Here is a 24762-nt window from a genome sequence, read left to right on the forward strand (position 1 = left end):
GGTTATTATCGATCTGTGTCGATCATAGATTCTGAGGTGTGTGCGGCGAGCACGGTGGACGTCGAGCCGGCGGTCGCGTTGTTCCGCTCGTTGGGAGACCCGGCGCGGTTGGCGATCGTGCGCCGGCTCGCGGCCGGGGAGGCGCGGGTCGCGGAGCTGACCAGAGATCTGGGGCTGGCGCAGTCGACGGTGTCCTCGCACGTGGCGTGCTTGAAGGACTGCGGCCTGGTCGCCGGGCGGATGGAGGGGCGGCGGGTGTTCTACTCCCTGGCCCGCCCGGAGCTGCTGGACCTGTTGGGCGCGGCCGAGACGCTGCTCGCGGCGACGGGCAGCGCTGTGGTGCTGTGCCCGACGTACGGCGTGGACGGGCAGGTGGAGGCGTGTTGAGCACGATCGCGGCCGCGGCCGGGTTGTTCGTCGCGACCAACATCGACGACATCGTGGTCTTGACGGTCTTGTTCGCGGTCGCGGCCAGGGGGTCGTCGCGGCTGCGCGCGTGGCAGATCGTGGCTGGGCAGTACCTCGGTCTGGTCACGCTGATCGCGGTCAGCTTCCTGGCCGCCCTGGGCCTGACGATCGTGCCGGACGAGTGGGTCGGGCTGCTGGGCCTGATCCCGCTCGCGATCGGTGTCCTGGCGTTGGTGCGCACGCTGCGCGGGCAGGACGACGACGATGAGGCCGATTCCGCGCTCAAGGCCGTCGGGCTGCTCGGCGTCGCCGGCATCACGATCGCCAACGGCGGGGACAACATCGCGATCTACACCCCGGTGTTCCGCACCATTTCCACCCCGGACGCCCTGGTCACGATCGTGGTGTTCCTCGTCTTGCTCGCGCTGTGGTGCCTGCTCGCGCGCGCGATCGGCACCAACGAGAAGGTCACCGAGGCACTGGAGAAGGTCGAGCACTGGCTCGTGCCGGTGGTGTTCATCGGTCTCGGTGTGTTCATCCTCATCGAGTCCGGCACCCTCGCCCACATCGCCAGCCTGCTGTGACCGACCCCGGACCGGTCCGCCGTGACGTCGTCGTGGTCGGGGCGGGCCAGGCCGGGCTCGCGCTCGGGTACTACCTGACCCGCGCAGGCGTCGACGTGCTGCTGCTCGAGCGGGCCGAACGGGTCGGGGCGAGCTGGGCGAGGCGGTGGGACTCGTTGCGCCTGTTCACCCCGGCCCGGTACGACGCCCTGCCCGGCGCCGCGTTCCCCGCCGACCCGTGGTCATACCCGAGCAAGGACCAGGTGGCCGCCTACCTCGCGGACTACGCCACCCGGTTCGACCTCCCTTTCCGCGCTGGTGCCGACGTCACCCGACTCGAGGACAGCACGGGGGACTTCCGTGTCCACCTCGCGACCGGCGAGCGGATCGCCGCCGCCCGCGTGGTCGTAGCCACCGGCGCGTTCGGCCGTCCCTGGACGCCGGCGTTCGCGGCTGAGCTCGACCCTGCCGTGGTCCAGGCCCACGCCGACGACTACCAGCGCCCGGACCAGCTCCCGCCCGGCCCGGTGCTCGTCGTCGGCGGAGCGAACTCCGGACGCCAGATCGCGCTCGAGCTCGCCCGAGCCGGCCGCGTCGTGCACCTGTCCGGAGGCGCACGCCTGCGCGAGCTGCCGCAGCGCCCGCTCGGACGCGACCTGTTCTGGTGGCTCACCACCACGCGCGCCATCCATGCCCCGGCGACGTCGTTCGTCGGTCGGCGCCTGCGGGCGAACGAGCCCGTCATCGGCACCCCGCGACGAGCACTGCGCGCCGCCGGCGTCACGCTCCACCCCCGAGCGTCGTCGGTCGACGGCGGCACGGTTCGGTTCGCCGACGGCGAGGCCGTCCAGCCCGCGTCCGTGGTGTGGGCCACGGGGTACCGGCACGACGACTCCTGGATCACCACCCCCAGCGCCCTCGACACCCGCGGAGCCCTCGTCGTCGACGACGGCACGACCCCCGTCCCCGGGCTGTACGCCCTTGGGAGGCCCTGGCAACACGACCGCGGCTCAGCCCTGCTCGGCTACGTCCGCCGCGACGCGGAACGCCTCGCCCGACGGCTCGTGAACGACGCCCGCGCGGGGCGGTCTACGGTGCCGGCTCGGGCCGGTGCGCGGGCGTCGGGCGGTGCCGGCGGATCGCCCAGACCGTGAGCGGTGCCCCGATCGCGGTCGGCAGGAACCAGAACGACCAGTCCGGCAGCCGTTCCCACACCGGCAGGTGCGGACCGTTGTCGACGTAGAACGCGGTGAGCATCGCGATGTACGCCAGACCCATCCATGCGATGTGCGCGTCGTCGCTGCGGCCGCGGCGCCGGTTGCGCCACCCGAGCAGCACGGCGGCCAGGGCGATACCTCCGAGGACGGCCAGGTGGACGGTGGCCGGCCAGCGGATCACCACCATGACGATCATCGACCCGAAGAGAGCCACGATCCCGCCGAGGAACACGCGCCCCGCCCCCACGTGCCACCGCCCACCCTTGCGCGTGAGCATCGCGACCAGACCCGCAAGCACCGCTGTGACGCCTGCGACGACGTGCACCAGCAGAGCGAGGTCGAACACCAGGCCCGCATCCGGTTCCGGCAGTCCAGGGATGTCGATCATGGCCGCCTCCAGGAGGCCAGTTGTTCTGCGGGGTCAGCCGTGTGGGGCCGCCTCGGTGAGCGAGGTCGCCAGCTGACTGAGGGCGCCAGGGACCAGGGAGTAGTAGGCCCAGCGGCCACGCTGCTCGCGGGCGAGGAGGCCGGCGTCGACGAGGATCTTGAGGTGGTGGCTGACGGTGGGCTGGGAGAGGCGGACCGGTTCGGTGAGGTCGCACACGCAGGCCTCGCCACCAGTCTGTGCGGCGACGATCGCCAGGAGCTGGACCCGGGTGGGGTCGGCAAGTGCCTTGAAGGTGCGGGCAAGTTCACGCGCACGCCCGGGCTCGACGGCCTCGGTGACAGCGGGGCCGCAGCATCCGGTACCCGTCGGCGCCAGCGGCAGGTCGGTCATCGTCATGCCGCCATCCTCGCACAGATTGACATCCTTCGATACGTGCTCCACGATGCTCACATCGACGGTCTTCAATTTGAGGAGTGGTGATGGGCGAGGTTGTGCGGGGCGAGCTGCCGGTCGTGGTGATTGGTGCGGGTCCGGTGGGTCTGGCGGCGGCGGCGCATCTGCTGGAGAGGGGACTGGAGCCGCTGGTGCTCGAGGCGGGCGAGGGTCCCGGTGCGGCCGTGGCGTCGTGGGGTCACGTGCGCCTGTTCTCGCCGTGGCGGTACGACGTCGACGCCGCGGCGCGGCGCCTGCTGGCGCCGACCGACTGGGTGGAGCCGGACCCCGACACCTTGCCGACCGGTGGGGAGCTCGTCGAGCGGTACCTGGCCCCGCTGGCCGCGACGCCGCAGATCGCGTCGCGGCTGCGCACGGGGACGCGGGTGCTGGCGGTGGCGCGTGACGGGGCGGACAAGACGCGGTCGCTCGGGCGGGAGCGCCGCGGGTACCGGGTGCGGACCGTCGACAGCGAGGGCGTGGTGCGCGACGTGCTGGCGCGCGCGGTGATCGACGCCTCGGGCACGTTCTCGACCTCGAACCCGCTGGGCGTCTCTGGTCTCCCGGCCGCCGGGGAGGCGCAGGCGGCCGGGTTCGTGACAGGGCCGCTGCCCGACGTCCTCGGGTCCCAGCGTGACCGGTTCGCCGGCCGGGACACGCTCGTGGTCGGGATGGGGCACTCGGCGGCGAACACCCTGCTGAGCCTCGTCGAGCTCGCCGAGGCCGAGCCGGGGACGACGATCACGTGGGCGATCCGGGGCGGGTCCGCGCGTCGCCTGTTCGGCGGCGGGTCCGACGACGAGCTGCCCGCGCGCGGTCTGCTCGGCACCCGTCTGCGGGCGGCCGTGGAGGCCGGGCGCCTGACCCTGCTCGCGCGCGTCTCGATCGAGCGCCTCGTGCCCGACGGGGAGACCGTCCAGGTGCTCGGGACGGCCCGCGACGGCGCGCTCGACCTCGAGGTGCACCAGATCGTCAACGCGACCGGCTTCCGCCCGGACCTCGACATGCTGCGCGAGGTGCGCCTGGACCTCGACCCGGTCGTGGAGGCGCCGTCGGCGCTGGCTCCGCTGATCGACCCGAACCAGCACTCCTGCGGGACGGTCCCCCCGCACGGCGAGCAGGTGCTGTCCCACCCCGACGACGGCTTCTACCTCGCGGGCATGAAGTCCTACGGGCGGGCGCCGACCTTCCTGCTCGCCACGGGGTACGAGCAGGTGCGCTCGATCGCCGCGGCGCTCGCCGGGGACCGCGCCGCGGCCGACGCGGTCGAGCTGGACCTGCCCGCGACCGGCGTCTGCTCGACCGATCTGGCCCTGGAGGCCGACGGCGAGAGCGCGGGCGGGTCGTGCTGCGGCACCGCGCCGGCCGAGCCGCAGCTCGTCACCCTCGGCGTCGGGGCACCGGCCGGCGTCGGGTTCGCGACCGGCGTCGTCCACGGGCGTTCGGGCGACGGCCAGGACGCATGAGCCTGACCCTGCGGACCGCGACCCCCGCCGACATGGCGGGGGTCGCGCGCATCTACGACCACTACATGGCGACGTCGACCGCGACGTTCGAGCTCACCCCGCCTGGAGTGTCGCTGTGGCACGAGAAGCTGGAAGCGCTGCAGGGTGCGGGCTGGCCGTTCCTGGTCGCCGAACTCGACGGCGCCGTGGCAGGGTTCGCTTACGTCGGGCCGTGGCGCCCGCGCCCGGCCTACGCCCACACGGTCGAGGACACGATCTACCTCGACCGGGCCGCCACCGGGCGCGGGATCGGCACCCGGCTGCTCGACCAGGTCCTCACCGGTGCCGCAGCGGCCGGCGCGAGGGAGGTCGTCGCGGTCGTCGCCGACGGCGACAGCGCCGCGTCCCTGGCGCTGCACCGGCGCGCAGGGTTCACCGGTGCCGGGCGCCTGGAACGGGTGGGTCGCAAGTTCGACCGCTGGCTCGGTACGACGCTTCTGCAGAAGCGGCTCGGTGTCTCGTAGCACTCGATTCAGCCTCTAAACATAGATCGTGCTCTATTTGTCATCCAGGCTTCCGGCCGTGTTCATCGCTCGTTCACATAGACCGCGTTCTATCGATCTCGTTGGTGGATGTGGGCGGGCGCAAGGTCCCGCCCCGACGAGACGGGATGACTTACGTGTTCAGACTTCCGCAGCGCAGTGCAGTCGTGATCGGCGCGACGGGGCTGGTTCTCACTCTCGCCGCTTGTGGTGGCCAGAGCCAGGGCGCGACCGGCGATGGCGGGGAATCGGGCGGGCTCAGCGGGGAGGTCGTCATCGACGGCTCCTCGACGGTCGAGCCGCTGAGCTCGGCGGCGGCCACGTTGTTCCGCGACGAGGAGCCGGGGATCAACGTCACGGTCGCCACGTCGGGGACCGGTGGTGGGTTCGAGCGGTTCTGCGCGGGGGAGACCGACATCTCCGACGCGTCGCGTCCGATCAAGGACGAGGAGATCGCGGCGTGCGAGGACAACGGTGTGGAGTTCACCGAGATCGTCATCGCCAACGACGGCCTGTCGGTGGTGGTGAACCCGGAGAACGACTGGCTGGAGTGCATCACGACCGACCAGCTCGCGACCATCTGGGGCCCGGAGTCCGAGGGCACGGTGACGTCGTGGAGCCAGGTCGACCCCGAGTTCCCGGACGAGACGCTCGAGCTGTACGGGGCGGGCACGGACTCGGGCACGTTCGACTACTTCACCGAGGCGATCAACGGTGAGGAGGGCGCGATCCGCACGGACTACACCCCGTCCGAGGACGACAACCTCACGGTTCAGGGCGTCTCGGGCGCGGTCGGGGCGATGGGGTTCTTCGGCCTGAGCTACGCCGAGGAGAACGCCGACTCGGTCAAGCTCCTCGCCGTGGACAACGGCGACGGGTGCGTCACGCCGTCCAAGGAGACGGTGCAGGACGGCACGTACTCGCCGCTGGGCCGCCCGCTGTTCATCTACGTCAACAACGCGAAGTACGCCGAGAACGAGGCGCTGCGTTCGTTCGTCGACTTCTACCTCGCCAACGAGGAGGAGATCGCCGCGGACGCGCTGTTCATCGACCTCACGGACGAGCAGCAGCAGACCGCGGCGGACGAGCTCGCGAGCCTGGTCGGCTGACCGGCGCCTCGATGAGCACCCCCCGATTCACGGTGGCCGGCCCGGTGAGCGCACCGGGCCGGCCGTCGGCCCTGACCGATCACGCCCCGGCCATCACGAGGCAGCACGCACGTCGCGGGGAGCAGCTGGTGCGCCTGTTGCTGCGCCTGGCCGCGTGGTTGTCGATCCTGATCACGGTCGGCATCGTGATCTCGCTGCTGACCCCGGCGCTGCAGTTCTTCGCCGAGGTCTCGGTCGTGGAGTTCTTGACCGGGACCCGTTGGGCGCCGCAGTTCGCCAACCCGACCTTCGGGGTTCTTCCGCTGGTGACGGCGACCGCGTGGACGACGCTGATCGCGCTGGCGGTCGCGGTCCCGTTCGGGCTCGGCGCGGCGATCTACCTCGCGGAGTACGCCCGCCCGCGGGCCCGCAAGATCCTCAAGCCGATCCTCGAGCTGCTGGCCGGGGTGCCGACCGTGGTGTTCGGCTTCTTCGCCCTGTCGTTCGTCGCCCCGACGGTCCTGCGCGACTGGCTGAGCATCGAGGTTGGCACGTTCTCGATCCTGGCCGCCGGGCTGGTCATGGGCGTGATGATCATCCCCACCGTCGCGTCGTTGTCCGAGGACGCGATGTCCGCGGTCCCGTCCGCGCTACGCCAGGGATCTGCGGCCCTCGGCGCGAACCGGATGCAGACCTCGCTGCGTGTGGTCTTCCCCGCGGCGCTGTCCGGGATCGTCGCCGCCGTCGTGCTCGGGATCTCCAGGGCGATCGGGGAGACGATGATCGTCGCGATCGCCGCCGGCGCCCGGCCCCAGATGGTCACCGACCCGACCATGGAGGGCGCCACGATGACCGGCTTCATCGCCCGCATGGCGCTCGGTGACGCGCGAGTCGGGTCCCTGGAGTACAACACCCTCTTCGCCGTCGGGCTGCTGCTGTTCGTCCTGACCCTGGTGGTCAACGCGATCAGCATCCAGCTCGTGCGCCGCTTTCGCCAGGAGTACTGATGGCCCTGCACACCCCCGCCGTCGCGACCCACCAGGCACGCCTGGCCACCGGCAACCGGTCCAAGGAACGCACCCCGGCCTCCATCGTGTTCCTGGCCCTGCTGTGGGTCTCGCTGTTCGTCGCGTTCGCCACGCTCGTCGCCCTGATCGTCACGACGATCGCCCAGGGCGCCGACCGGCTCGACGCGCGCCTGTTCACCGAATACCCGTCCTCACGCCCGGAGGAGGCCGGCGCACGGCCGGCGATCCTGGGGTCGTTGTGGGTGATCGGCACCACCGCCGTCCTGGCGATCCCGCTCGGGGTCGCCGCGGCGGTCCACCTGGAGGAGTTCGCCGACCGGCGCCACTGGTTCAACCGGTTCATCGAGCTCAACATCCAGAATCTGTCGGCCATCCCCTCGATCATCTACGGCATGCTCGCCATCGGGACCCTGGCCCTGATCGGCGTCGGCAACAAGAACATCGTCATCGGCGGCGCGCTCGCCCTGGCACTGCTCATCCTGCCGGTGATCATCATCGCCACCCGCGAGGCGCTGCGCGCCGTCCCGCGCGAGCTGCGCCACGGTTCCCTGGCCCTGGGTTCGACCGAGCTCCAGACGACCTGGCGGATCACGCTGCCCTCCGCGGTGCCCGGCATCGCCACCGGCACGATCCTCGCCCTGTCCCGGGCACTGGGCGAGGCCGCGCCGCTGCTGCTGCTCGGCGCCCTGGTGTTCATCTCCTTCGACCCCAACGGGCTGCTGTCCGGGTTCACCACCATGCCCATCCAGATCTACGGCTGGACCAACGCACCCCAGGCCGGCTTCCACGAGCTTGCGGCCGCGACCTCGATCCTGCTCGTGGGCATCCTGCTGGCCATGAACGCGCTGGCCATCGTCATCCGCAACCGCTACCAGCGCCGCTGGTGAGACCACCCGAGGACCGCCCCACCATGACCACCACCGGCACTCCCGCGAAGGCCACCATGACGTCCAGCACCCGGATCTCCACACGCCCCGCCCACAGCGAGCACCGTGAGATTCCCGCCGAGCCCAACCCCGTCCTGGAGTGCGAGGCCGTCAGCGTCCACTACGGGGGCTTCCGCGCCGTGCGTGAGGTGTCCCTCGCATTCGGGCACAACGAGATCACCGCGCTCATCGGCCCGTCCGGGTGCGGGAAGTCGACCATCCTGCGATCCCTGAACCGCATGAACGACCTCGTCGAGGGCGCCCGCGTCACCGGGTCGGTGCGGTACTGGGGCCAGGACATGTACGGCGCCGGCGTGGACCCGATCGAGGTACGCCGACGCATCGGGATGGTGTTCCAGAAGCCCAACCCGTTCCCGAAGTCGATCTACGACAACATCGCCTACGGGCCCCGCGTCACCGGCATGAAGGTCTCCTCGATGGACGACCACGTCGAGCAGGCCCTGACCCGCGCGGCGCTGTGGGACGAGGTCAAGGACAAGCTCAAGCAGTCCGCCTACGGCCTGTCCGGGGGTCAGCAGCAGCGCCTGTGCATCGCCCGCACGATCGCGGTCGAGCCGGACGTGATCCTCATGGATGAGCCCTGCGCCTCCCTCGACCCGATCGCGACCATGCGCATCGAGACCCTCATGACCGAGCTGCGCGACCTGTACACGATCGTCATCGTCACCCACAACATGCAGCAGGCCGCCCGGGTCGCCGACCGCACCGCGTTCTTCACCGCCGCCGTGGATGAGGCCACTGGCGACCGCACCGGGGAGCTCGTCGAGTTCGACCGGACCGCGAAGATCTTCGAGAACCCGGCCGACCAGCGCACCGAGGACTACATCACCGGCCGCTTCGGCTGACCACCCACCAGGAGCCGACGATGACCGTCACCCTTCCCCAGCGCGGCCACGACATCCTGCGCGACTCGACCGGACTCCGGGCCCCGGCCGCGCACGCGGTCCTCGTCGACCCCACCTTCGACCCCCACGAAGGGCTCGTCACGGCGATGCGCGAGCAAGGCGTCACTCTCGAGCCCGTGGGGGACCCACTGCGCGCGCTGGCGCGCGCCTCCGCGATCCCCACCCTCGCCGTTGTGGTCAGCGCGGCGCTGGAGGACCCGATGCTCAGTGGCTTCGTCGCGGTGGTGCGCGACGAGCTGGACCTGCCCGTCCTGCTCGCCTACCGCGCGGGGGACGCCGACCGGCTCGGCGCGGCGGTGCTTGCCGGCGCACGCCCCGTCGTCGACCAGCCGTACCAGCCTGAGCGGCTGGCCCGGACGCTGCTCGAGCTCGCCACGCGCAGCGACTTGCGCCCCCTGGTCCGGGTCGGTCTGCTCGAGCTCGACCCGGGTGCCTACGACGCTCGCCTGCGCGGGCGTGGCATCGACCTGAGCACGCTGGAGTTCGAGGTCCTGCACGAGCTGGCGACCCACCCCGACCACGTGGTCCCGCGCGAGCGCTTCACGCACCGCTACTGGCCCCACTCACCGGACCCCGACGGCACCCTGGCCGCCGTCATCTCCCGCCTGCGCCGCAAGCTCGATGCCCACGACCTCGCCGGCGTGATCCACACCGTGCGCGGCATCGGCTTCCGCTTGGAGAGCACCGTGCTCCACGACCATTCACACCCGAAACCATAGACGGACATCTATTCTGAAGGGGTGGGTGGCACGCTGTTCGACCGGGAGGTGAGCTCGACCGTCGCGGTCGCCGCGCCGGTCGAGCAGGCGTGGCGCGCGCTGCTGATCGTCCTGGGGGCCGAGGCCGACGTACCTGGTGTGCCGGTGGCGTTCGGTGCGATGGCGGGGCGCCTGCGCGACGCGGTGCCCGGGGACGGGCTGGCGGTGCGTGCCCGGGTGGGCGGGCGCGCGTACGAGCTCTCGGCCCATCTCGTCCCGCGCGGCGCGCAGTGCGACCTCACGGTGGACGCGGCGCCGGACGACGTCGACGGGGCGCAGACAGATGGCCGGTGGCATCACCACCAGGCCTACCAGGCGATGAAACGCTTGGTGCGCGCCCTCGCACGCGAGGTCTCCCGCGTCGCCGGCGATGCGGCCGGGCCGGTGGCGCGCTGAGAGGTGTCGGTCAGGGGTCGATCTGGCGCACGAGGTCGTGCACCCGTGCGGTGATGTCGTCGACGATGCGTGCAACGTCCTGGCGCGGGCGCCCCGAGGGGTCATCGACCGTCCAGTCGACGTAGCGGCGTCCGGGGAAGACGGGGCAGGCGTCCCCGCAGCCCATGGTCACCACGACTCCTGAGGCCCGGACGACCTCGTCGGTCAGCGGGCGGGGGAACTCGGTCAGCGCGTCCAGGCCGCGCTGGGCGAGCTCGGCGCGCACGACGGGGTCGATCTGGCCGGCGGGCACCGATCCCGCGGTGCGTACGCGCACCCGATCACCGGCGACCGAACGCAGCACCGCCGCCGCGATCTGAGACCTCCCGGCGTTGCGGACGCACACGAACAGCACGTCCCGGTGCGGCACGACGCCCTGGCGTTCGAGGGTGAGCGCGGCGAGCCGGTCGGCAGCGAAGCGGGCCGTGAGGGCGGGCAGGTAGCGGCGAACCGTCGCGCGGGCGGCGAGCAGGTCGTAGCTGTCCGTGACGAACCGGGTGACCGTCTCGGGCGCGAGGACGTCCGCGTAGGTGGCGCTCAGATCGGCGGCGATGCGCCGCAGGAGGCGGTCGTGGTCTCCGGACGGGACGTGGGCGGCCCCGGCACGGTGCGGTACCCCGATCGCAGCGCCGCCGAACCGGGCCAGGGCGTCCGGGGTGGGCCGGTACCGGGCCTGTCGGCCGTGACCGATGCGAACCAGGATCCCGACATCGGTCATGGCCCGTAGGTGGGCGTCGACGGCCTCCAGTGCGCCACCGGGCCCCGCCAGATCGACCGCTGCGGGCTGCCCGCTCGGGTCGGTGATGATCAGGGCCAGCAGCCGCAGCCTGGCCGGATCGGCCATCGTGGCCACCTGGGCGGCGCGCAGGTCGGGCGGGCTCATCGGGGCCCGCCCGGCGAGATCAGCGCAGCAGGTCGGCGATCGCGTGCAGGCGGGCAGGGACGATGGAGTACCAGACCTCGCGCCCGACGGGATCGCGGGTGACGATGCCGGCCTCGGTCATCACCTTCAGGTGGTGCGACACGGTGGGCTGACGCAGCCCGAGCGCGCGAGTCAAGTCCGCGACCCGTGCGCGTTCGTCGGCACTGTGGTGGATCAGGCTCAGCAGCTGGAGCCGCGTCGGGTCGGACACCACCCGCAGCAGCGTCGCGGTGTCCTCGGCCTGCTCCCGGCTCAAGGTCGCGCGAAGGGCGGGCCCCGGCGCGCGCTCGGACCGCCCGTCCAAGGGCGGGGACGACTCGCGTGCCGGGGCGCTCACCCATCGAGGATAGCCGTCCGCGTCAGGCGACCGGACTCGGCACGACCGGCGTGACACCGAGCTCGTCGAGCAGGGTCAGGACACGACCGCGGATCTCGTCACGGATGGGGCGCACGGACTCGATGCCCTGACCGGCGGGGTCGGCGAGCTGCCAGTCCTCGTAGCGCTTGCCGGGGAAGATCGGGCACGCGTCGCCGCAGCCCATGGTGATCACGACGTCGGAGGCCTGCACGGCCTCGGTCGTGAGGACCTTGGGCTGCTCGGCCCGGATGTCGATTCCCTCCTCGAGCATCGCCTCGACCGCGACGGGGTTGATCTGATCGGCCGGTGCGGAGCCGGCGGAGCGGACCTCGACGGCGCCGCCGGACAGGGCGCGCAGGTAGCCGGCGGCCATCTGGGAGCGGCCGGCGTTGTGGACGCAGACGAACAGGGCGGACGGCTTGGCGGTGGTGGTGTCGGTCATGGTGGCTCTCCTGGTGGTGGGGGTCAGGCGATGGTGAGGGTCAGGTCGGGCAGGAGGTCGGCGAGCAGGCCGCGAACGCGCTCGTCGAGGTCGTCGCGGATCGCGGCGACCCCGGCCGGGGAGGCGAGGGCGGGGTCGCCCACGAGCCAGTCCTCGTACCGTTTGCCCGGCAGGACCGGGCACACGTCGCCGCAGCCCATCGTGATGACGATGTCGGCGGCGCGGACGGCGTCGTCGGTCAGCGGCTTGGGGAAGGCTTCGTCGTCGGCGACCTCGAGCTCGGCCAGTGCCTCGCGGACGCCGTCGTGGATGTCGGCTGCGGGCGTGGACCCGGCGGAGCGGACCACGACGCGGTCCCCGGCGTAGTGCTGGAGCAGGGCCGCGGCGAGCTGGGAGCGGCCGGCGTTGGCGACGCAGACGAACAGCACCTGCGGGCGGGCGTCGTCGGTGCGGGTCAGGTCGGTCAGTCTCTGCCGGGCGAACCTGCCGGTGAGCGGCACCAGGTGGGCCGAGACCTTCGCCGAGCGGGCCAGGTCGGTGTAGGACTCGCGCACCACGCGCTGCACGACGTCGAACCGGACGTCGGGGAAGGCACCGGCCAGGTCCTCGGCCAGGTGGTCGAGCGCCGGGTCGACGTCGTCCAGGCCCGCCAGGACCGTGGTGCCGTGGGTGGCGCCGAGCGCGGCCGGGGCGAACGAGTCCAGCAGCGTCGTCACCGCGGCCTTGTAGCCAGGGGTGATGCTGTACCAGACCCAGGTGCCGCGTCGTTCGGAGGTCAGCACGCCGACGTCGCGCAGCACCTTCAGGTGGTGCGACACCGTCGGCTGTGACACGTCGGTGAGAGCCGCGAGGTCGCACACGCACGCCTCCCCGGCGAGGGAGGTGGCGATGAAGGACAGCATCCGCAGTCGCAGCGGTTCGGCGAGGGCCTTGAGCGTGGTGGCGACGGCGCCGGCGACCTCGGTGCCGATCGCGTGGGACTCGATCTGCGGGGCGCAGTCCGCGTCACGCGCGGTCAGGGGGGTGGTGGTCATGACCTCACCTCGTCCAGCTCGCGTGCAGGAGCCGGGGTGGCGTAGGGGTCGACGGCGAACCAGCGGCGTGCGAGCCACAGGGACACGTAGACGAGGCCGACGAGGACGGGGACCTCGATGAGCGGGCCGACGACACCGGCCAGTGCCTGGCCCGACGTCGCGCCGAACGTGCCGATCGCGACGGCGATCGCGAGCTCGAAGTTGTTGCCGGCCGCGGTGAACGCGAGCGTCGTGGAGCGTGCGTAGCCGAGCGCGAGCGTCTTGCCGACGATGATGCCGATGCCCCACATGGCGGCGAAGTACACCAGCAGCGGCAGCGCGATGCGGGCCACGTCGAGCGGGTTCGAGGTGACGGCCTCGCCCTGCAGGGCGAAGAGCAGGACGATCGTGAACAGCAGCCCGTACAGCGCCCACGGCCCGATGACGGGCAGGAACCGGTCCTCGTACCAGGTGCGGCCCTTGGCGCGTTCCCCGACCAGGCGGGAGGCGAACCCGGCGGCCAGCGGGACGCCGAGGAAGACGAGGACGTTGAGCGCGATCTGCCCGACCGACACGTCCAGGCCCTGGGTGTCCAGGCCGAGCCACCCGGGCAGCACGGTGAGGTAGAAGTAGCCGAGCAGGGAGAACGCGACGACCTGGAACACGGAGTTGATCGCGACCAGCACAGCGGCCGCCTCGCGGTCCCCGCACGCGAGGTCGTTCCAGATGACGACCATCGCGATGCAGCGGGCCAGGCCGACGATGATCAGCCCGGTGCGGTACTCGGGCAGGTCGGGCAGGAAGATCCAGGCCAGGGCGAACATCAGCGCCGGACCGACCAGCCAGTTCAGCACCAGCGAGGAGACCAGGAGCCTCTTGTCGCCGGTGACCGCGCCGACGCGGTCGTAGCGGACCTTGGCCAGCACCGGGTACATCATGACGAGCAGGCCGAGCGCGATCGGGACCGAGATCCCGCCGACCTCCATCGCTGTGAGCACCTCGGACAGGGCGGGGACGAACCGGCCCAGGACGAGCCCGGCGACCATCGCGAGCCCGATCCACAGCGGCAGCCACCGGTCGAGCGTGGACAGGCGCCCGCGCGTGGCGGTCGTGAGGTCGCTCACGCGAGGACCTCCTCGATCTCCGCGACCAGCGCCGGCTTCGGGCGGGCACCGACGACGGACTTCACGAGCCGGCCGCCGGAGTAGAAGTTCAGCGTCGGGATCGACACGACCCCGGCCGCGGCGACCGTCGCCGGGTTGGCGTCGGCGTCGAGCTTGGCGATCGTGAGCCTGCCGTCGTACTCCTCGGCAAGCTCGGCCAGGATCGGGGCGACCTGGCGGCACGGGCCGCACCACGTGGCCCAGATGTCCACCAGGACGGGGATCTCGGAGCCGAGGACCACCTCGTCGAAGGTGTCGTCGGTGACGGTCACGGTGCTCATCGGATCTCCTCCAGCGCCAGCGGCAGATCGTCGGGGTTCGGGACCTCGGGGGTGCCGGCGAGATCTTCCAGGCCGGCGGCGTCGGCGAGCTCGGTGAGGTAGCGCTGGGCGTCGAGCGCGGCCGAGCAGCCCGACCCGGCGGCGGTGATGGCCTGGCGGTAGGTGTGGTCGACGGCGTCGCCGCACGCGAACACGCCTTCGAGGTTGGTGGCCGTGGTGCGCCCCACGACCTGGATGTAACCCTCGTCGTCCAGGTCGATCTGTCCCTTGACGAGCTCGGTGCGCGGCTCGTGGCCGATCGCGACGAACAGGCCCGTGGCGGGCAGGTCGCGCTCCTGCCCGGTCACGGTGTCGCGCAGCGTGAGGGCCTCGACCTTCTTCTCGCCGTCGATGCCGATGACCTCGCTGTTCCACGCGACCTCGATCTTCGGGTCGTTCAGCGCACGGTCGGCCATGATCTTCGACGCGCGCAGCTCGTCGCGCCGGTGCACGAGGGTCACCTTCTGCGCGAACCGGGTCAGGAACGTGGCCTCCTCCATCGCGGAGTCACCGCCGCCGACGACCGCGATGTGCTGGTCGCGGAAGAAGAACCCGTCGCACGTCGCGCACCAGGACACGCCCCGGCCCGACAGGCGCTTCTCGTCGTCCAGGCCGAGCTCACGGTAGGCCGACCCCGTCGCCAGGATGACCGCGCGGGCCCGGTACGTCTCGCCGTTGCCGGTCACGACCGTCTTCACCGGGCCCTGCAGGTCGAGCAGCGTCGCGTCGTCCCACTCGACCCGCGCGCCGAACCGCTCGGCCTGCTTCTGCATGCTCTCCATGAGCTCGGGGCCCATGATCCCGTCCGGGAACCCGGGGAAGTTCTCCACCTCGGTGGTGTTCATCAGCGCGCCGCCCGCGGTGATCGAGCCCGCGAGGACGAGCGGGGCCAGGCCCGCACGTGCCGCGTAGATCGCCGCGGTGTAGCCCGCAGGGCCCGACCCCACGATCACAATCTGCTGAACCTCTGGCATCGACATGCCTCTATGTTGACACTCGTCGATGCAGTCCGGCCAGCCGCCATCGATGAACACCGATATAACAAGGAGTTGCCAACGAGGCACGTGCTCGGGCGCTGGCCTGCGCCCCCACAGCCGTCATGCAGCGTTCGAGCGGTGCACGCCGGTCGTGAGGGCGATGAGTGCTGCGAGGCAGGCGGTCGCGGCGAGGACCGCGAATGTTGCCGGGTAGGAGCCGGTCGCGCTGGTGAAGGCGGCTGCCGCCCAGGGTGCCAGTGCCATCGCGAGCGTGGTGGGGGCGTTGAGGATTCCGAACAGGACGCCGTACGAGCTCGAGCCCCAGCGGTCGCTGATGGCGGTGGACTGCAAGAGCGTGAACGCGCCGCGGGCCACGCCGAGGGCGACGGCTGCGGCGATGAGGGTGAGGGGTGGACCTGCGAGCAGCCCGACGGCGGCGATGGTCAGTCCCGATGCTGCGAGCAGCAGGCTCGCGCGTACGGGTGGAGTGGTGCGTGCGGCTAGCGGTCCGTACGCGATGCGCCCCAAGAGCTGACCGGCGCCGGACAGGCCCAGCGCCCATGCCGCGGCCGTCGGGGTCAGACCGCGCCAGGTCAGCATCGGCACGAGGTGGATGGTGGCGGCGAACATCGCGAACGCGCCCAGGGCAGTGGCGACGGTCAGGGCGACGAATGCTCGAGAGCGCGCGATGGTTCGCCATCCGCCGATGTCCAGGCCGTGGGAGGTTCGGGCGTGGGGCCAGGGGGCGCGCAGGCCGAGCGCATGCGCGGGGACGGTTGTCACGGCGAGCAGGGCGGCCAGGACGAGGTAGGTCTGGCGCCACCCCGCGTGCTCGACGAGGGCGGCGGTCAGCGGCGCGAAGATCGTGCTCGCGAGCCCGGCTACCAAGGTCAGCACGAGCAGGGACCGGTTCCGCGCGGGCCCGTACAAGCGCGTGATTGCGGTGAACGCCGGGGCGTAGAGCACCATCGACTGGGCGAGGCCGACCATGATCCAGGCGGCGAGAAACCAGCCCAGGGACGGCGCGAGCGCGACGGCGACGACCGCGATGCTCGCCAGGACAGACCCGGCAGTCATCACCGCCCGGGGGCCGTGGCGATCGATGCGCCTGCCGACCATGACGCCGGCGCCGGCGGCGACCACCAGTGCCGCTGAGAAGGCGGCCGTCGCGTTGGCCTGCGACCAGCCGGTGTCGGCCGTGATGGCCGGCAACGCGACCGGGAAGGAGTAGTAGAGGACGCCCCACCCCACGACCTGGGTCACGCACAAGGCTGCCAGGGTGCCACGCGGGCCCGCCCGCAGGCGGGGGTCGTCCTTGTCGTGCCGCGTGGTGGTCATGACCGGGTCAGCGTGCGCACGGTCCGGGCGTGCGCACCGACCGCCGCGGCGACGTGGGCGGCGTCGCGGTGTACCCCACGCAGCGTGTTCGAGGCGAACGAGCGCTGCAGCTCCAGCCCCACGAACCCCAGGCCCGGCCGGACGAGCGAGACCCCGCCGCGCTGTCGCGGCACGCCGCGCTCGTCCAGACCGGCCAGGTCACCGAGATAGCCCAGCGCTGGCCGGTACCCGGTGGCCAGGACGAGGGCGTCGACGTGTTCACGCGTCCCATCCGCCCACACCACCTCGTCCTGCTCGACCTCGGTGAACATCGCCCGCGTATCCACGGTGCCGTCCTCCAAGGCTGACCGATACGCGCCGGTGTCCAGGACCAGTGGCCCGCGCACCACGCGCCGAAGCACGGCAGGCGGGAAGCGGTCGAAGCCGGTGACGCGGAACCAGAAGTGCACGTCGCGTCCCAGCGGGCGCTGGACCGCGAACACGACGGGCTCGCGCGTCGCGAGCGTCACGTCGCTCACCTGCGCCAGCTCGTACGCGATCTGCACCCCCGAGTTGCCACCGCCAACGACCACGACACGCTGCCCAGCGAATGGCGAGGGTTCGCGGTACTGCGCCGCGTGCATCACCCGGCCGGCGAAGCGCTCCAACCCGGCGACGCTCGAGCGGACCGGGTTGGCGAACGACCCCGTCGCCGCGATCACCCCGCTCGCATCGAGCTCGACCCCGTCGTCGGTGCGCACCACGAACCCGGCCTCTGCTGGCTCGACCGCCACCGCCCGGGTGCCCGTGCGCACCTCGACCCCGAGGTGGTCGGCGTACCGCTGCAGGTGCGCGACCACCTCGTCGCGCGCCGGGTAGCGGTCCGGGTCGCCGCCGAAGCCGAACCCGGGGAAGCCGCTGTACCGGGCGGGGGAGAACAGCCGCAGGCTCTCGTAGTACGACGGCCACGACCCCACCGGCCTGTCGCCCGCCTCCAACACGAGCGGTTCAAGACCTCGCGCGCGCACGGCCCTGGCCGCAGCCAGGCCCGACTGGCCAGCACCGATGATGATCACGGGAAGCGTCGATGGCGTCGTCACCCCCGTAACGTATCGACGATGTGGAATATGTCAATAGAACGATGGATGCGGGTACGCTCGAGGGATGAGCACGCCGACAAGCCAAGCAACCGCGGTGGACACTTCGCCGCTCGAGCTGTCCCAGGCGACGCACGACTTCCTCAGCGCGTTGGCCAGCCCCACGCGCCAGCGTGTCCTGTTGCTCTTCGCACGCGGTGCCGAGCTCGCGGTCGGCGAGGTGGCCGAGCGCGCGGGCATCAGTCAGCCCACGGCGTCCCAGCAGCTGCAGATCCTGCGTCGTGGCGGAATCGTCACCTCCCGACGTGAAGGCAGGGTCGTGTTCTACCGAGCTGACCGCGACGGCGTGACACGGGCGTTGGGCGACCTGCAGGCCTATCTCCAGGTGTGCTGCTGAAGCCTGGGGGTCGGGGCGGCCGGGCTGGGCGGGATCGATCGCGAGGGTGTGGCAGCGGGTGCAGGCGTGCTCCTGCACGCATGGGGGACCGCCCAAAGATCACCCGCCGGGATCGGCGGTTCGTTGCGCGTACGCAACACGGGTGCCTAAGATTGGGGCAGCTCACCGCAGTAGCGGCGAGAAGTGAACCCGAGACCCTTCCGGACGGTTGTGGCGCTCGGGTTTCGCGCTTTCTACAGCCGGACGACGCCGTCGACCAGCGGCTCGGCGCGACGACGCGCGTCACCGCCCCGGGCCCACGCCCAGGCGATCGCGTCCGGGATCGCGAGTAGCGGCTCGGCGGCCGCGGTCGCGTGGTCGTACGCCAGCGAGTCCCGGCATCCGTGACGGCCCGTCTCTCGATAGAGCAGGCGCCGGTCGCGCTCTTCCTCGCCTTGCTCGCTCTCGAGCATCAGCCGGGCGCAGCCCGCCTCCGCGATGTTCTCCACGAGCCGCTCCAGGCACGCCGCCCGCCGCTCGATGTTCGTGCGGTACCCCGCGCCGGCCTGGTAGATCGTGACCTGCGCCCCGAGCGTGCCGAGCGTCGACAAGATCGTGTGCTGACGCGCCGGCGACTCCTTGACCATGTGCAACCGGCGCTGGCCGGGCTTCTGCAGCCCCCGCACCGTCTTGCGGGCGAGCGCGAGCTCACCGGGGATGATCACCGCGGCGACGAGCAGGTAGTCCTGCTTCTTGCTCTCGTCGACGAACACGTGACCGCCTCGCAGGGAACGGTCCGGCACGCTGGTAGGCACGACGCAAGGGTACGGACGGCGAACGACACCATCACGCGCGGTACGACGTAGAGCGGCGTCCCGCGGGTGACGGCAGGGTCAGCGGCTGAACTTCTTGCGGAGCTCCGCCTCGTTGACGTTCTCGACCCCGTACTTGCGCAAGACCCGGGCGAAGGCTCGCGCCTTGGCCTCAGGTGTCGACTCACGGGCCGCAGCCCTGTTCGCCTCGAGCTCGGCCTTCTTCAGCTGCTGCTCCATGTGCTTCTGAAGGTCGGCCAGGCCCTTGCTGTCGAACTTGAAGTTCGCCACGGTACGCATCCCCTCGTCGAAGTCACGACTCGCTGGATGCATCGTCTCAGTCAGCACCCACACCTACAGGCGGCTCCGCCTCGTAACTCATCGACCAAGCCCGGCGAAGACCCTCCCGAAACTTGGCCGGTTCCTACAAGGTTGTCGGACACCGCAGAACCGACCGTTTTCCGTACACCGCGGCGGCTGTCAGATCCCGAAGTCGCGTGCACAGGTGACCTGCAAGTTCGGTGCTGCGTGCATGGGAGTGTGAGCTGCCGGCGTGTCCGTACCCGTACGCACGACCGGCACGTTGTTCCATAGTCCTGTGCACGACGAGGCGGTCGATGAGGATCGCGTTGCCGAGCGAGGTCTGCTGACCGTCCCGGATGAGGTGTGGGCGGTGGCGGTGCGCCGGGCGGAGGTGATCGCCCCGCTCGCCGAGGCGGGCCGGGCCGGTGGCGAGGCGGTGGACAGCGCGGCCGAGCTCCTGGGTGTCTCGCGGCGTCAGGTGTACGTGCTGCTGCGCCGGTGGCGCGAGGGCGGTCGCGTGGTTTCGGCCCTGGTCCCAGGCCGTTCGTCCGGCGGCCGCGGCGGGCGGCGACTGCCGGCCGACGTGGAGGCGATCCTCGCGGAGGTGCTGCCCCGGGAGTGCCTGACCAGGCAGCACAGGACCACCGCGGCGGTCCACCGCGAGATCGTCCGGGCCTGTCGGCGGCGCGGGTTGCCGGCACCCTCGCGCGGCGCCGTCGAACGGCGGATCGCCGGGCTGGACCCGCAGGCTGCCGCGACGGCGCGGGAGGGCCCGGACGGGGCCCGGTCCCTGGCGTCGGCCGGCGGGCAGGTGCCGCCGGTGAGCGGGGTGCTGGAGCAGGTGCAGATCGACCACACCGTCGTGGATTTGGTCGTGGTCGACGAGCGGCACCGCCTGCCGATCGGGCAGCCGTACGTGACGGTCGGGATCGACGTCTTCTCCCGGTGCATCGTCGGGCTGGTGATCACGTTGGAGGCGCCCTCGGCGCTGTCGGCGGGGCTCTGTCTGGCGCACATGGTCACCGACAAGCAGGCCTGGCTCGAGCGCCTCGGGACCGAGGCCGCCTGGCCGATGGCCGGCAAGCCCGGCGAGCTGTACCTGGACAACGCCGCGGAGTTCAAAAGCGAGGCACTCCGGCGCGGGTGCGAGGAGCACGGCATCAAGTTGCGCTACCGCCCGCCGGGGCGTCCGCACTACGGCGGCATCGTCGAGCGGGTCGTGGGCACGCTGATGGAGATGGTCCACGAGCTGCCGGGCACGACGTTCTCCAACCCGGCCCAGCGCGGCAGCTACGACTCCGACGCCAAGGCGGTCCTGACGCTCGCGGAGCTGCAGCGATGGCTGGCGCTGGCGGTGGCGAGCTACCACGGGCAGGTCCACGGCACGACGCGGCAGACCCCGCAGGCCCGCTGGGCCGCCGCCACTACCGGGGCGGCACCGATGACGGTCACCGACGAGACGGCGTTCCTGGTGGACTTCCTGCCGGTGATCCGCCGGTCCCTGACCCGCACCGGGTTCGTCATCGACCACGTGCACTACTTCAGCGACGCGCTCAAGCCGTGGATCGCCCGCCGCGACCGGCTGGACCGGTTCGTGATCCGCCGCGACCCGCGCGACATCAGCCGCATCTGGGTGCTCGACCCCGAGGGCGGGGCCTACCTGCCGGTGCCCTACCGGACCCTGTCACGCCCGGCGGTGAGCGCGTGGGAGCATCGTGCCGCGCTCGAGCGGCTGCACGCCGAGGGACGGGCACAGGTCGACGAGGACGCGTTGTTCCGGATGGTCGAGCAGATGCGCACGATCACCGAGACCGCCCGGGCCACCACGCGCAGGGCCCGCCGTGACGCCGAACGACGCCACCGCAACCCGCCGGCGGCCGCCGCACCGCCGACCATGCCTGCGTGCCCGCCCGAGGACGTCCCGGCGGGCCGACAAGCAGAGGACCGGATGGACGCCGACGCGGTTCCGTTCGAGGTGATCGAGCAGTGGTGAACAACGACCTGGCCCCGGCCGACCTGGACCACCTGCACGACAGCGCCCGGGCGCTGGCCCGGCTCCCGGCCGAGGAACGGGTCCGGCACGTGCGCGCGGACCGGTGGATCGGCTACTCCCGTGCCACCGCGGCCCTGGACCGCTTGGAGACGTTGTACGCGTGGCCCGGCCGGCAACGGATGCCCAACCTGTTGCTGGTCGGCCCGACGAACAACGGCAAGTCCATGATCATCGAGAAGTTCCGCCGCCTCCACCCGCCCACCTCACACGCGGACCGGGAGGAGATCCCGGTCCTGGTCGTGCAGATGCCCTCCGAACCGTCGGTGATCCGGTTCTACGTCGCGCTGCTCGCCACGCTCGGGGCACCGCTACGCCCGCGTCAGCGCCTGGCCGACATGGAGCCGATGGCGTTGGCGCTGCTGCGAGCCGCGGGAGTACGCGTGCTGGTCATCGATGAGCTGCACAACGTCCTCGCCGGGCGGTCCGACACCCGCCGGGAGTTCCTCAACCTCATCCGCTTCCTCGGCAACGAGCTGGGCATCCCGCTGGTTGGGGTCGGCACCCGCGAGGCATACCTGGCCATCCGCTCCGACGACCAGCTCGAGAACCGCTTCGAACCCTTCACCCTGCCCCGGTGGGAACCCGACCAGGAGACACGGTCGCTGCTGGCCAGCTTCGCCGCCGCCTTCCCGCTGCGCCGCCGCTCGACCATCGCCACCGAGGAGATGACCCGCTACCTGCTGACCCGCAGCGAGGGCACCATCGGCGAGCTCACCCACCTGCTCGTCGACGCCGCCGTGGCCGCGATCGAGTCCGGCGAGGAGGCCATCAACCAACGCGCCCTCCTCATGGCGCCCTACGCCGGCCCCACGGAACGACGCCGGATGGTCGAACGCGAGCTCGCATGACCCGTCGATGGCCGCTGCACCCGCCACCGGGCGACGGAGAGGCGCTGTCCTCCTGGCTCAACCGACTGGCCGAGATCTACGGGCTCAGCGTCGAGGAACTGATCCGGCACGACCTTCTCCCGCCGGGCGCCGACCCGATAATCTACGACGGCGGTGCCCTGGACCTGGACCCGCCACCCGGAGTGCTCACCGCCCTCCACCGGCGCACCGGAGTGCCCCTGGGCGAGCTGCGCCAGATGACGATCGCCGGCTGGGCGCCCTGGCTCCTCGACACCCTGGACGTCGAACCGGAGGCCGGGGCGGCGCTCGACACCTACCTCCACCAGGACTCGGTGCTCCTCACCGCCAAGGAACGCCCCCGCCGGCAGGTGCCCGGCTGGCGCGCCTGGCTGCCCTCGGACCTCAGACGCGAACCGATTCGCCGGGCCTGCCCGACCTGCCTGAGCACCACCACGGCCGGCACCCCCGGCTTCACCCTGGTCTCCCAGTTGCCGCTCACGCTCAGCTGCTCGCAGCACGGCTGCCGCCTCGAACCCGCCTTCGGCGCCCTCGGCGGCTTCGTCGCCTGGGCGAAGCAGGACACGAATGCCACCGCCGCACCGGTCCCGGTCGTCGCCATGGACGCGCTCACCCACGAAGGTCTGCACACCGGCCTCGTCACCCTGCCCCGCCGCCGAGTGCACGTCGGGATGTGGTTCCGTCTCCTACGCACCCTGATCGACGAGCTCTCCACCCCCGTCTCGATGCTGCGCGTCCGTTCCCGGCACACCATGCAGCACCTCTGGCACGTGACCGGTCATCCGCCGCGGGCCGGCATGGCGGGCCCCTGGCGCCCCTACGAGGCGCTGCCGTGGCCGCAGCAGCGAATGCTCCTCGAGGCCGCCGCCACCACCCTGCAACTGGTCGAGGCCGGCGACGTGACCGCCCACGGCACCCTCGGCCATCTCCTGACCCCCGAGCCCTACCGGCCCGTTCCCGACGGCAGCACACCGCCCCAGCGCCGCCGTGACCACTGGCAGGAGATCAAGGACGAGATGAACCGAGCCATCGCCCGCGCCCAGCGCGACCCCGCCGCCGCCCGCCAGCTGCTGGCCACTCTCACCGCCCTGACCCGCAGCGAGACCACATTCCGGCGCACCCGCGAGGACCTGGTCGCCCTCGGCGTCCCCGAACGCCACCTCCCACGAACCCGGGACGATGTGCACGCCCGTGACGCTCCACCCGTCCAAGAGTGCGCGCTCGTCACATCCGAAGCGACGGCACCTTTGCACGACGTAGAATACGTGACCGGTTAAGTGACACATCTCCTCCGGAGAATCCTCCGGATGCGGACTGTCACGTAATCGGTCGAATAAGTGATGGAGGTGACGGCGATGCTCGTCGGATACATGCGTGTCTCGAAGGCCGACGGGTCCCAGACCACCGACCTGCAACGCGACGCCCTCCTCGCCGCCGGCGTCGAGCCCGACGCCCTGTACGAGGACAAGGCCTCCGGCAAGAAGGACGACCGCCCCCACCTCGCCGCCTGCCTGAAGGCCCTTCGCGCCGGCGACACCCTGGTGGTCTGGAAGCTCGACCGCCTCGGCCGCGACCTGCGCCACCTGGTGAACATCGTCCACGACCTCACCCAGCGCGGCATCGGCCTGAAGGTCCTCACCGGCCAGGGCGCCGCCATCGACACCACCACCGCCTCCGGCAAGCTCGTCTTCGGCATCTTCGCCGCCCTGGCCGAGTTCGAGCGTGAGCTCATCTCCGAACGCACCATCGCCGGCCTGGCCGCCGCCCGCGCCCGCGGCCGCAAAGGCGGACGCCCCTACAAGATGACCCCCGCCAAGCTCCGCCTCGCCATGGCCTCCATGGGACAACCCGACACCAACGTCACCGACCTGTGCAAGGAGCTCGGTATCACGCGCCAGACCCTGTACCGGCACGTGTCTCCCACCGGGGAGCTACGTCCCGACGGGCGAAAGGTCCTCCCCGGCAACTGAACCGGCCGGCCCAGCGGCTGGTAGGCGGACACCAGCTGTGCCCTTCGTTGTCATCCCTGGTCGACTCGCCCGGGCGCGCGGCGATCGATGCCAGTCCTACACGAAGTCAAGTTCTGATAGTTTCTGCCACTTAGAGGTAGCGGCAGACCTGGTCTGGGGCGCAGGTGGCGGGGTCGGCGGTGGTGGCTGTGTCCCGCAGCTCCGCGACGGTCTGGCGCAGTGCCTGCAGATCGGCGATCTGCCGGTCGAGGTCGACCACGCGGGTGCTGAGCAGGCCGGCGACGTGTGCGCACGGGGCCTCGCCGGCGTCGCGGATGGCCAGGATCTGGCGCAGCTGGGCGAGGCTGAGCCCCGCGGTGCGGCCGCGGCGGATGAAGTCCAGCCGGCCCATCACGTCCTGGCCGTAGTCGCGGTACCCGCCCGCGGTGCGCTCTGGCGTGGGGAGCAGCCCCTGGTCCTCGTAGAAGCGCAGCGTCTTCGTCGTCGTCCCGGCCGCCGCCGCGACCTCACCGATCCGCATCCATCTCTCCTTCGTGTGCCGCCGGACTTGACCTTCCCCTGCACTGGAAGGTCCAGTCTGGTCCTGTCGCCACCTCGGCGGCAACGAGCGGGAGGGA

The 24762-nt window shown here is 71.5% G+C and carries 30 protein-coding genes; 16 read left to right on the forward strand and 14 right to left on the reverse strand.

The features are described 5' to 3' along the window. The first annotated feature begins 15 nt into the window (after nucleotides 1–15). The 3 genes from E1O70_RS18435 to E1O70_RS18445 are packed head-to-tail and all read left to right on the forward strand — an operon-like array spanning nucleotide 16 to nucleotide 2125. Entirely contained in the window at nucleotides 16–387 is a 372-nt protein-coding gene (locus E1O70_RS18435; protein ID WP_061269478.1) for an ArsR/SmtB family transcription factor, read from the forward strand. Next, complete coding sequence (locus E1O70_RS18440) at nucleotides 381–992, forward strand: cadmium resistance transporter (RefSeq protein ID WP_128957762.1); 612 nt, start codon at nucleotides 381–383, stop codon at nucleotides 990–992. Before E1O70_RS18435 ends, E1O70_RS18440 begins: the two co-directional genes overlap by 7 nt. Further along, entirely contained in the window at nucleotides 989–2125 is a 1137-nt protein-coding gene (locus E1O70_RS18445; protein WP_061269018.1) for a flavin-containing monooxygenase, read from the forward strand. The genes E1O70_RS18440 and E1O70_RS18445 overlap by 4 nt, the downstream gene beginning before the upstream one ends. On the opposite strand, the gene E1O70_RS18450 is transcribed toward E1O70_RS18445, so the two are convergent. Together E1O70_RS18450 and E1O70_RS18455 are read right to left on the reverse strand one after the other, a co-directional pair. Further along, entirely contained in the window at nucleotides 2061–2576 is a 516-nt protein-coding gene (locus E1O70_RS18450) for a DUF2306 domain-containing protein (protein ID WP_082774761.1), read from the reverse strand. The two genes, E1O70_RS18445 and E1O70_RS18450, sit on opposite strands and share 65 nt — an antisense overlap. Before the next feature lie 33 nt (nucleotides 2577–2609). After that, nucleotides 2610–2972 carry an ArsR/SmtB family transcription factor gene (locus E1O70_RS18455; protein WP_061269047.1) on the reverse strand — a complete coding sequence of 121 codons (363 nt, stop codon included), beginning with the start codon at nucleotides 2970–2972 and terminating at the stop codon, nucleotides 2610–2612. Nucleotides 2973–3055: 83 nt separating this feature from the next. Here E1O70_RS18455 and E1O70_RS18460 point away from each other — a divergent pair, with 83 nt between their 5' ends. From E1O70_RS18460 to E1O70_RS18495, 8 genes are all read left to right on the forward strand, one after another. Beyond that, nucleotides 3056–4474: an FAD-dependent oxidoreductase gene (locus E1O70_RS18460; protein WP_061269020.1), complete on the forward strand. Its 1419-nt coding sequence runs from the start codon at nucleotides 3056–3058 to the stop codon at nucleotides 4472–4474. After that, on the forward strand, nucleotides 4471–4977 hold the full coding sequence (locus E1O70_RS18465; RefSeq protein ID WP_061269021.1) for a GNAT family N-acetyltransferase: 507 nt from the start codon (nucleotides 4471–4473) through the stop codon (nucleotides 4975–4977). Before E1O70_RS18460 ends, E1O70_RS18465 begins: the two co-directional genes overlap by 4 nt. A gap of 146 nt (nucleotides 4978–5123) precedes the next feature. After that, a complete protein-coding gene (locus E1O70_RS18470; protein WP_061269022.1) occupies nucleotides 5124–6104 on the forward strand; it encodes a PstS family phosphate ABC transporter substrate-binding protein in 981 nt (326 codons plus the stop codon). An 11-nt stretch (nucleotides 6105–6115) separates the two neighbouring features. Next, nucleotides 6116–7090, forward strand: coding sequence for a phosphate ABC transporter permease subunit PstC (gene pstC, locus E1O70_RS18475; RefSeq protein ID WP_061269023.1), 975 nt, complete (start codon nucleotides 6116–6118; stop codon nucleotides 7088–7090). Beyond that, nucleotides 7090–7998: a phosphate ABC transporter permease PstA gene (gene pstA / locus E1O70_RS18480; protein WP_061269024.1), complete on the forward strand. Its 909-nt coding sequence runs from the start codon at nucleotides 7090–7092 to the stop codon at nucleotides 7996–7998. The genes pstC and pstA overlap by 1 nt, the downstream gene beginning before the upstream one ends. 134 nt (nucleotides 7999–8132) lie before the next feature. After that, nucleotides 8133–8903: a phosphate ABC transporter ATP-binding protein PstB gene (gene pstB, locus E1O70_RS18485; RefSeq protein ID WP_240696769.1), complete on the forward strand. Its 771-nt coding sequence runs from the start codon at nucleotides 8133–8135 to the stop codon at nucleotides 8901–8903. A gap of 20 nt (nucleotides 8904–8923) precedes the next feature. Then, on the forward strand, nucleotides 8924–9682 hold the full coding sequence (locus tag E1O70_RS18490; RefSeq protein WP_061269025.1) for a winged helix-turn-helix transcriptional regulator: 759 nt from the start codon (nucleotides 8924–8926) through the stop codon (nucleotides 9680–9682). A 21-nt stretch (nucleotides 9683–9703) separates the two neighbouring features. After that, nucleotides 9704–10117: a hypothetical protein gene (locus E1O70_RS18495; RefSeq protein WP_061269026.1), complete on the forward strand. Its 414-nt coding sequence runs from the start codon at nucleotides 9704–9706 to the stop codon at nucleotides 10115–10117. Between the two features lie 10 nt (nucleotides 10118–10127). On the opposite strand, the gene E1O70_RS18500 is transcribed toward E1O70_RS18495, so the two are convergent. The 9 genes from E1O70_RS18500 to E1O70_RS18540 all read right to left on the reverse strand — a co-directional run bounded on the left by E1O70_RS18500 (nucleotide 10128) and on the right by E1O70_RS18540 (nucleotide 17768). Continuing rightward, the gene (locus E1O70_RS18500; protein ID WP_205688673.1) at nucleotides 10128–11039 is read right to left on the reverse strand and encodes an arsenate reductase/protein-tyrosine-phosphatase family protein; all 912 of its coding nucleotides are present in this window, start codon (nucleotides 11037–11039) and stop codon (nucleotides 10128–10130) included. Nucleotides 11040–11058: 19 nt separating this feature from the next. Further along, entirely contained in the window at nucleotides 11059–11415 is a 357-nt protein-coding gene (locus tag E1O70_RS18505) for an ArsR/SmtB family transcription factor (protein WP_082774763.1), read from the reverse strand. 22 nt (nucleotides 11416–11437) lie between these two features. Beyond that, nucleotides 11438–11878: an arsenate reductase ArsC gene (locus tag E1O70_RS18510; protein WP_061269027.1), complete on the reverse strand. Its 441-nt coding sequence runs from the start codon at nucleotides 11876–11878 to the stop codon at nucleotides 11438–11440. A gap of 23 nt (nucleotides 11879–11901) precedes the next feature. After that, nucleotides 11902–12912 (reverse strand): metalloregulator ArsR/SmtB family transcription factor, encoded by a 1011-nt coding sequence (locus tag E1O70_RS18515; RefSeq protein WP_061269028.1) that lies wholly within the window; start codon nucleotides 12910–12912, stop codon nucleotides 11902–11904. Further along, entirely contained in the window at nucleotides 12909–14015 is a 1107-nt protein-coding gene (arsB, locus tag E1O70_RS18520) for an ACR3 family arsenite efflux transporter (RefSeq protein ID WP_061269029.1), read from the reverse strand. The genes E1O70_RS18515 and arsB overlap by 4 nt, the downstream gene beginning before the upstream one ends. Continuing rightward, nucleotides 14012–14335: a thioredoxin gene (gene trxA / locus E1O70_RS18525; protein ID WP_061269030.1), complete on the reverse strand. Its 324-nt coding sequence runs from the start codon at nucleotides 14333–14335 to the stop codon at nucleotides 14012–14014. The genes arsB and trxA overlap by 4 nt, the downstream gene beginning before the upstream one ends. Continuing rightward, nucleotides 14332–15354 carry a thioredoxin-disulfide reductase gene (gene trxB / locus E1O70_RS18530; RefSeq protein WP_061269031.1) on the reverse strand — a complete coding sequence of 341 codons (1023 nt, stop codon included), beginning with the start codon at nucleotides 15352–15354 and terminating at the stop codon, nucleotides 14332–14334. Before trxB ends, trxA begins: the two co-directional genes overlap by 4 nt. 117 nt (nucleotides 15355–15471) lie before the next feature. Beyond that, entirely contained in the window at nucleotides 15472–16689 is a 1218-nt protein-coding gene (locus E1O70_RS18535) for an MFS transporter (RefSeq protein WP_061269032.1), read from the reverse strand. After that, complete coding sequence (locus E1O70_RS18540) at nucleotides 16686–17768, reverse strand: flavin-containing monooxygenase (RefSeq protein WP_061269033.1); 1083 nt, start codon at nucleotides 17766–17768, stop codon at nucleotides 16686–16688. The genes E1O70_RS18535 and E1O70_RS18540 overlap by 4 nt, the downstream gene beginning before the upstream one ends. 64 nt (nucleotides 17769–17832) lie before the next feature. Here E1O70_RS18540 and E1O70_RS18545 point away from each other — a divergent pair, with 64 nt between their 5' ends. Beyond that, complete coding sequence (locus E1O70_RS18545) at nucleotides 17833–18162, forward strand: ArsR/SmtB family transcription factor (RefSeq protein ID WP_082774764.1); 330 nt, start codon at nucleotides 17833–17835, stop codon at nucleotides 18160–18162. Between the two features lie 233 nt (nucleotides 18163–18395). On the opposite strand, the gene E1O70_RS18550 is transcribed toward E1O70_RS18545, so the two are convergent. Both E1O70_RS18550 and E1O70_RS18555 read right to left on the reverse strand, forming a co-directional pair. Then, complete coding sequence (locus tag E1O70_RS18550; RefSeq protein ID WP_240696764.1) at nucleotides 18396–18956, reverse strand: hypothetical protein; 561 nt, start codon at nucleotides 18954–18956, stop codon at nucleotides 18396–18398. A 78-nt stretch (nucleotides 18957–19034) separates the two neighbouring features. Further along, on the reverse strand, nucleotides 19035–19286 hold the full coding sequence (locus E1O70_RS18555) for a hypothetical protein (RefSeq protein ID WP_128957761.1): 252 nt from the start codon (nucleotides 19284–19286) through the stop codon (nucleotides 19035–19037). Nucleotides 19287–19551: 265 nt separating this feature from the next. Here E1O70_RS18555 and E1O70_RS18560 point away from each other — a divergent pair, with 265 nt between their 5' ends. From E1O70_RS18560 to E1O70_RS18575, 4 genes are all read left to right on the forward strand, one after another. Next, nucleotides 19552–21249 carry a Mu transposase C-terminal domain-containing protein gene (locus E1O70_RS18560; RefSeq protein WP_061269035.1) on the forward strand — a complete coding sequence of 566 codons (1698 nt, stop codon included), beginning with the start codon at nucleotides 19552–19554 and terminating at the stop codon, nucleotides 21247–21249. Continuing rightward, nucleotides 21246–22157, forward strand: a complete 912-nt coding sequence (locus tag E1O70_RS18565; protein WP_240696765.1) for a TniB family NTP-binding protein — start codon at nucleotides 21246–21248, stop codon at nucleotides 22155–22157. The genes E1O70_RS18560 and E1O70_RS18565 overlap by 4 nt, the downstream gene beginning before the upstream one ends. Next, nucleotides 22154–23452: a TniQ family protein gene (locus E1O70_RS18570; protein WP_061269036.1), complete on the forward strand. Its 1299-nt coding sequence runs from the start codon at nucleotides 22154–22156 to the stop codon at nucleotides 23450–23452. The genes E1O70_RS18565 and E1O70_RS18570 overlap by 4 nt, the downstream gene beginning before the upstream one ends. A 78-nt stretch (nucleotides 23453–23530) precedes the next feature. Next, the gene (locus E1O70_RS18575; protein ID WP_061269054.1) at nucleotides 23531–24145 is read left to right on the forward strand and encodes a recombinase family protein; all 615 of its coding nucleotides are present in this window, start codon (nucleotides 23531–23533) and stop codon (nucleotides 24143–24145) included. Nucleotides 24146–24275: 130 nt separating this feature from the next. On the opposite strand, the gene E1O70_RS18580 is transcribed toward E1O70_RS18575, so the two are convergent. Continuing rightward, nucleotides 24276–24665: a heavy metal-responsive transcriptional regulator gene (locus E1O70_RS18580; protein ID WP_061269037.1), complete on the reverse strand. Its 390-nt coding sequence runs from the start codon at nucleotides 24663–24665 to the stop codon at nucleotides 24276–24278. Nucleotides 24666–24762 lie beyond the last annotated feature (97 nt).

Origin of the sequence: Cellulosimicrobium funkei (assembly GCF_004519295.1) — a bacterium.
Classification (GTDB): domain Bacteria; phylum Actinomycetota; class Actinomycetes; order Actinomycetales; family Cellulomonadaceae; genus Cellulosimicrobium; species Cellulosimicrobium funkei.

Excerpts from the sequence above, each read along its gene's own strand:
- E1O70_RS18580 (WP_061269037.1), bottom strand. The coding sequence starts at position 24,665 with ATGCGGATCGGTGAGGTCGCGGCGGCGGCCGGGACGACGACGAAGACG.
- E1O70_RS18555 (WP_128957761.1), bottom strand. The coding sequence starts at position 19,286 with ATGCATCCAGCGAGTCGTGACTTCGACGAGGGGATGCGTACCGTGGCG.
- E1O70_RS18535 (WP_061269032.1), bottom strand. The coding sequence starts at position 16,689 with ATGACCACCACGCGGCACGACAAGGACGACCCCCGCCTGCGGGCGGGC.
- E1O70_RS18460 (WP_061269020.1), top strand. The coding sequence starts at position 3,056 with ATGGGCGAGGTTGTGCGGGGCGAGCTGCCGGTCGTGGTGATTGGTGCG.
- E1O70_RS18500 (WP_205688673.1), bottom strand. The coding sequence starts at position 11,039 with ATGAGCCCGCCCGACCTGCGCGCCGCCCAGGTGGCCACGATGGCCGAT.
- E1O70_RS18510 (WP_061269027.1), bottom strand. The coding sequence starts at position 11,878 with ATGACCGACACCACCACCGCCAAGCCGTCCGCCCTGTTCGTCTGCGTC.
- E1O70_RS18455 (WP_061269047.1), bottom strand. The coding sequence starts at position 2,972 with ATGACGATGACCGACCTGCCGCTGGCGCCGACGGGTACCGGATGCTGC.
- E1O70_RS18575 (WP_061269054.1), top strand. The coding sequence starts at position 23,531 with ATGCTCGTCGGATACATGCGTGTCTCGAAGGCCGACGGGTCCCAGACC.
- E1O70_RS18490 (WP_061269025.1), top strand. The coding sequence starts at position 8,924 with ATGACCGTCACCCTTCCCCAGCGCGGCCACGACATCCTGCGCGACTCG.
- E1O70_RS18515 (WP_061269028.1), bottom strand. The coding sequence starts at position 12,912 with ATGACCACCACCCCCCTGACCGCGCGTGACGCGGACTGCGCCCCGCAG.
- trxA (WP_061269030.1), bottom strand. The coding sequence starts at position 14,335 with ATGAGCACCGTGACCGTCACCGACGACACCTTCGACGAGGTGGTCCTC.
- E1O70_RS18470 (WP_061269022.1), top strand. The coding sequence starts at position 5,124 with ATGACTTACGTGTTCAGACTTCCGCAGCGCAGTGCAGTCGTGATCGGC.
- E1O70_RS18570 (WP_061269036.1), top strand. The coding sequence starts at position 22,154 with ATGACCCGTCGATGGCCGCTGCACCCGCCACCGGGCGACGGAGAGGCG.
- pstC (WP_061269023.1), top strand. The coding sequence starts at position 6,116 with ATGAGCACCCCCCGATTCACGGTGGCCGGCCCGGTGAGCGCACCGGGC.
- E1O70_RS18450 (WP_082774761.1), bottom strand. The coding sequence starts at position 2,576 with ATGATCGACATCCCTGGACTGCCGGAACCGGATGCGGGCCTGGTGTTC.
- E1O70_RS18465 (WP_061269021.1), top strand. The coding sequence starts at position 4,471 with ATGAGCCTGACCCTGCGGACCGCGACCCCCGCCGACATGGCGGGGGTC.
- pstA (WP_061269024.1), top strand. The coding sequence starts at position 7,090 with ATGGCCCTGCACACCCCCGCCGTCGCGACCCACCAGGCACGCCTGGCC.
- trxB (WP_061269031.1), bottom strand. The coding sequence starts at position 15,354 with ATGTCGATGCCAGAGGTTCAGCAGATTGTGATCGTGGGGTCGGGCCCT.
- E1O70_RS18545 (WP_082774764.1), top strand. The coding sequence starts at position 17,833 with ATGAGCACGCCGACAAGCCAAGCAACCGCGGTGGACACTTCGCCGCTC.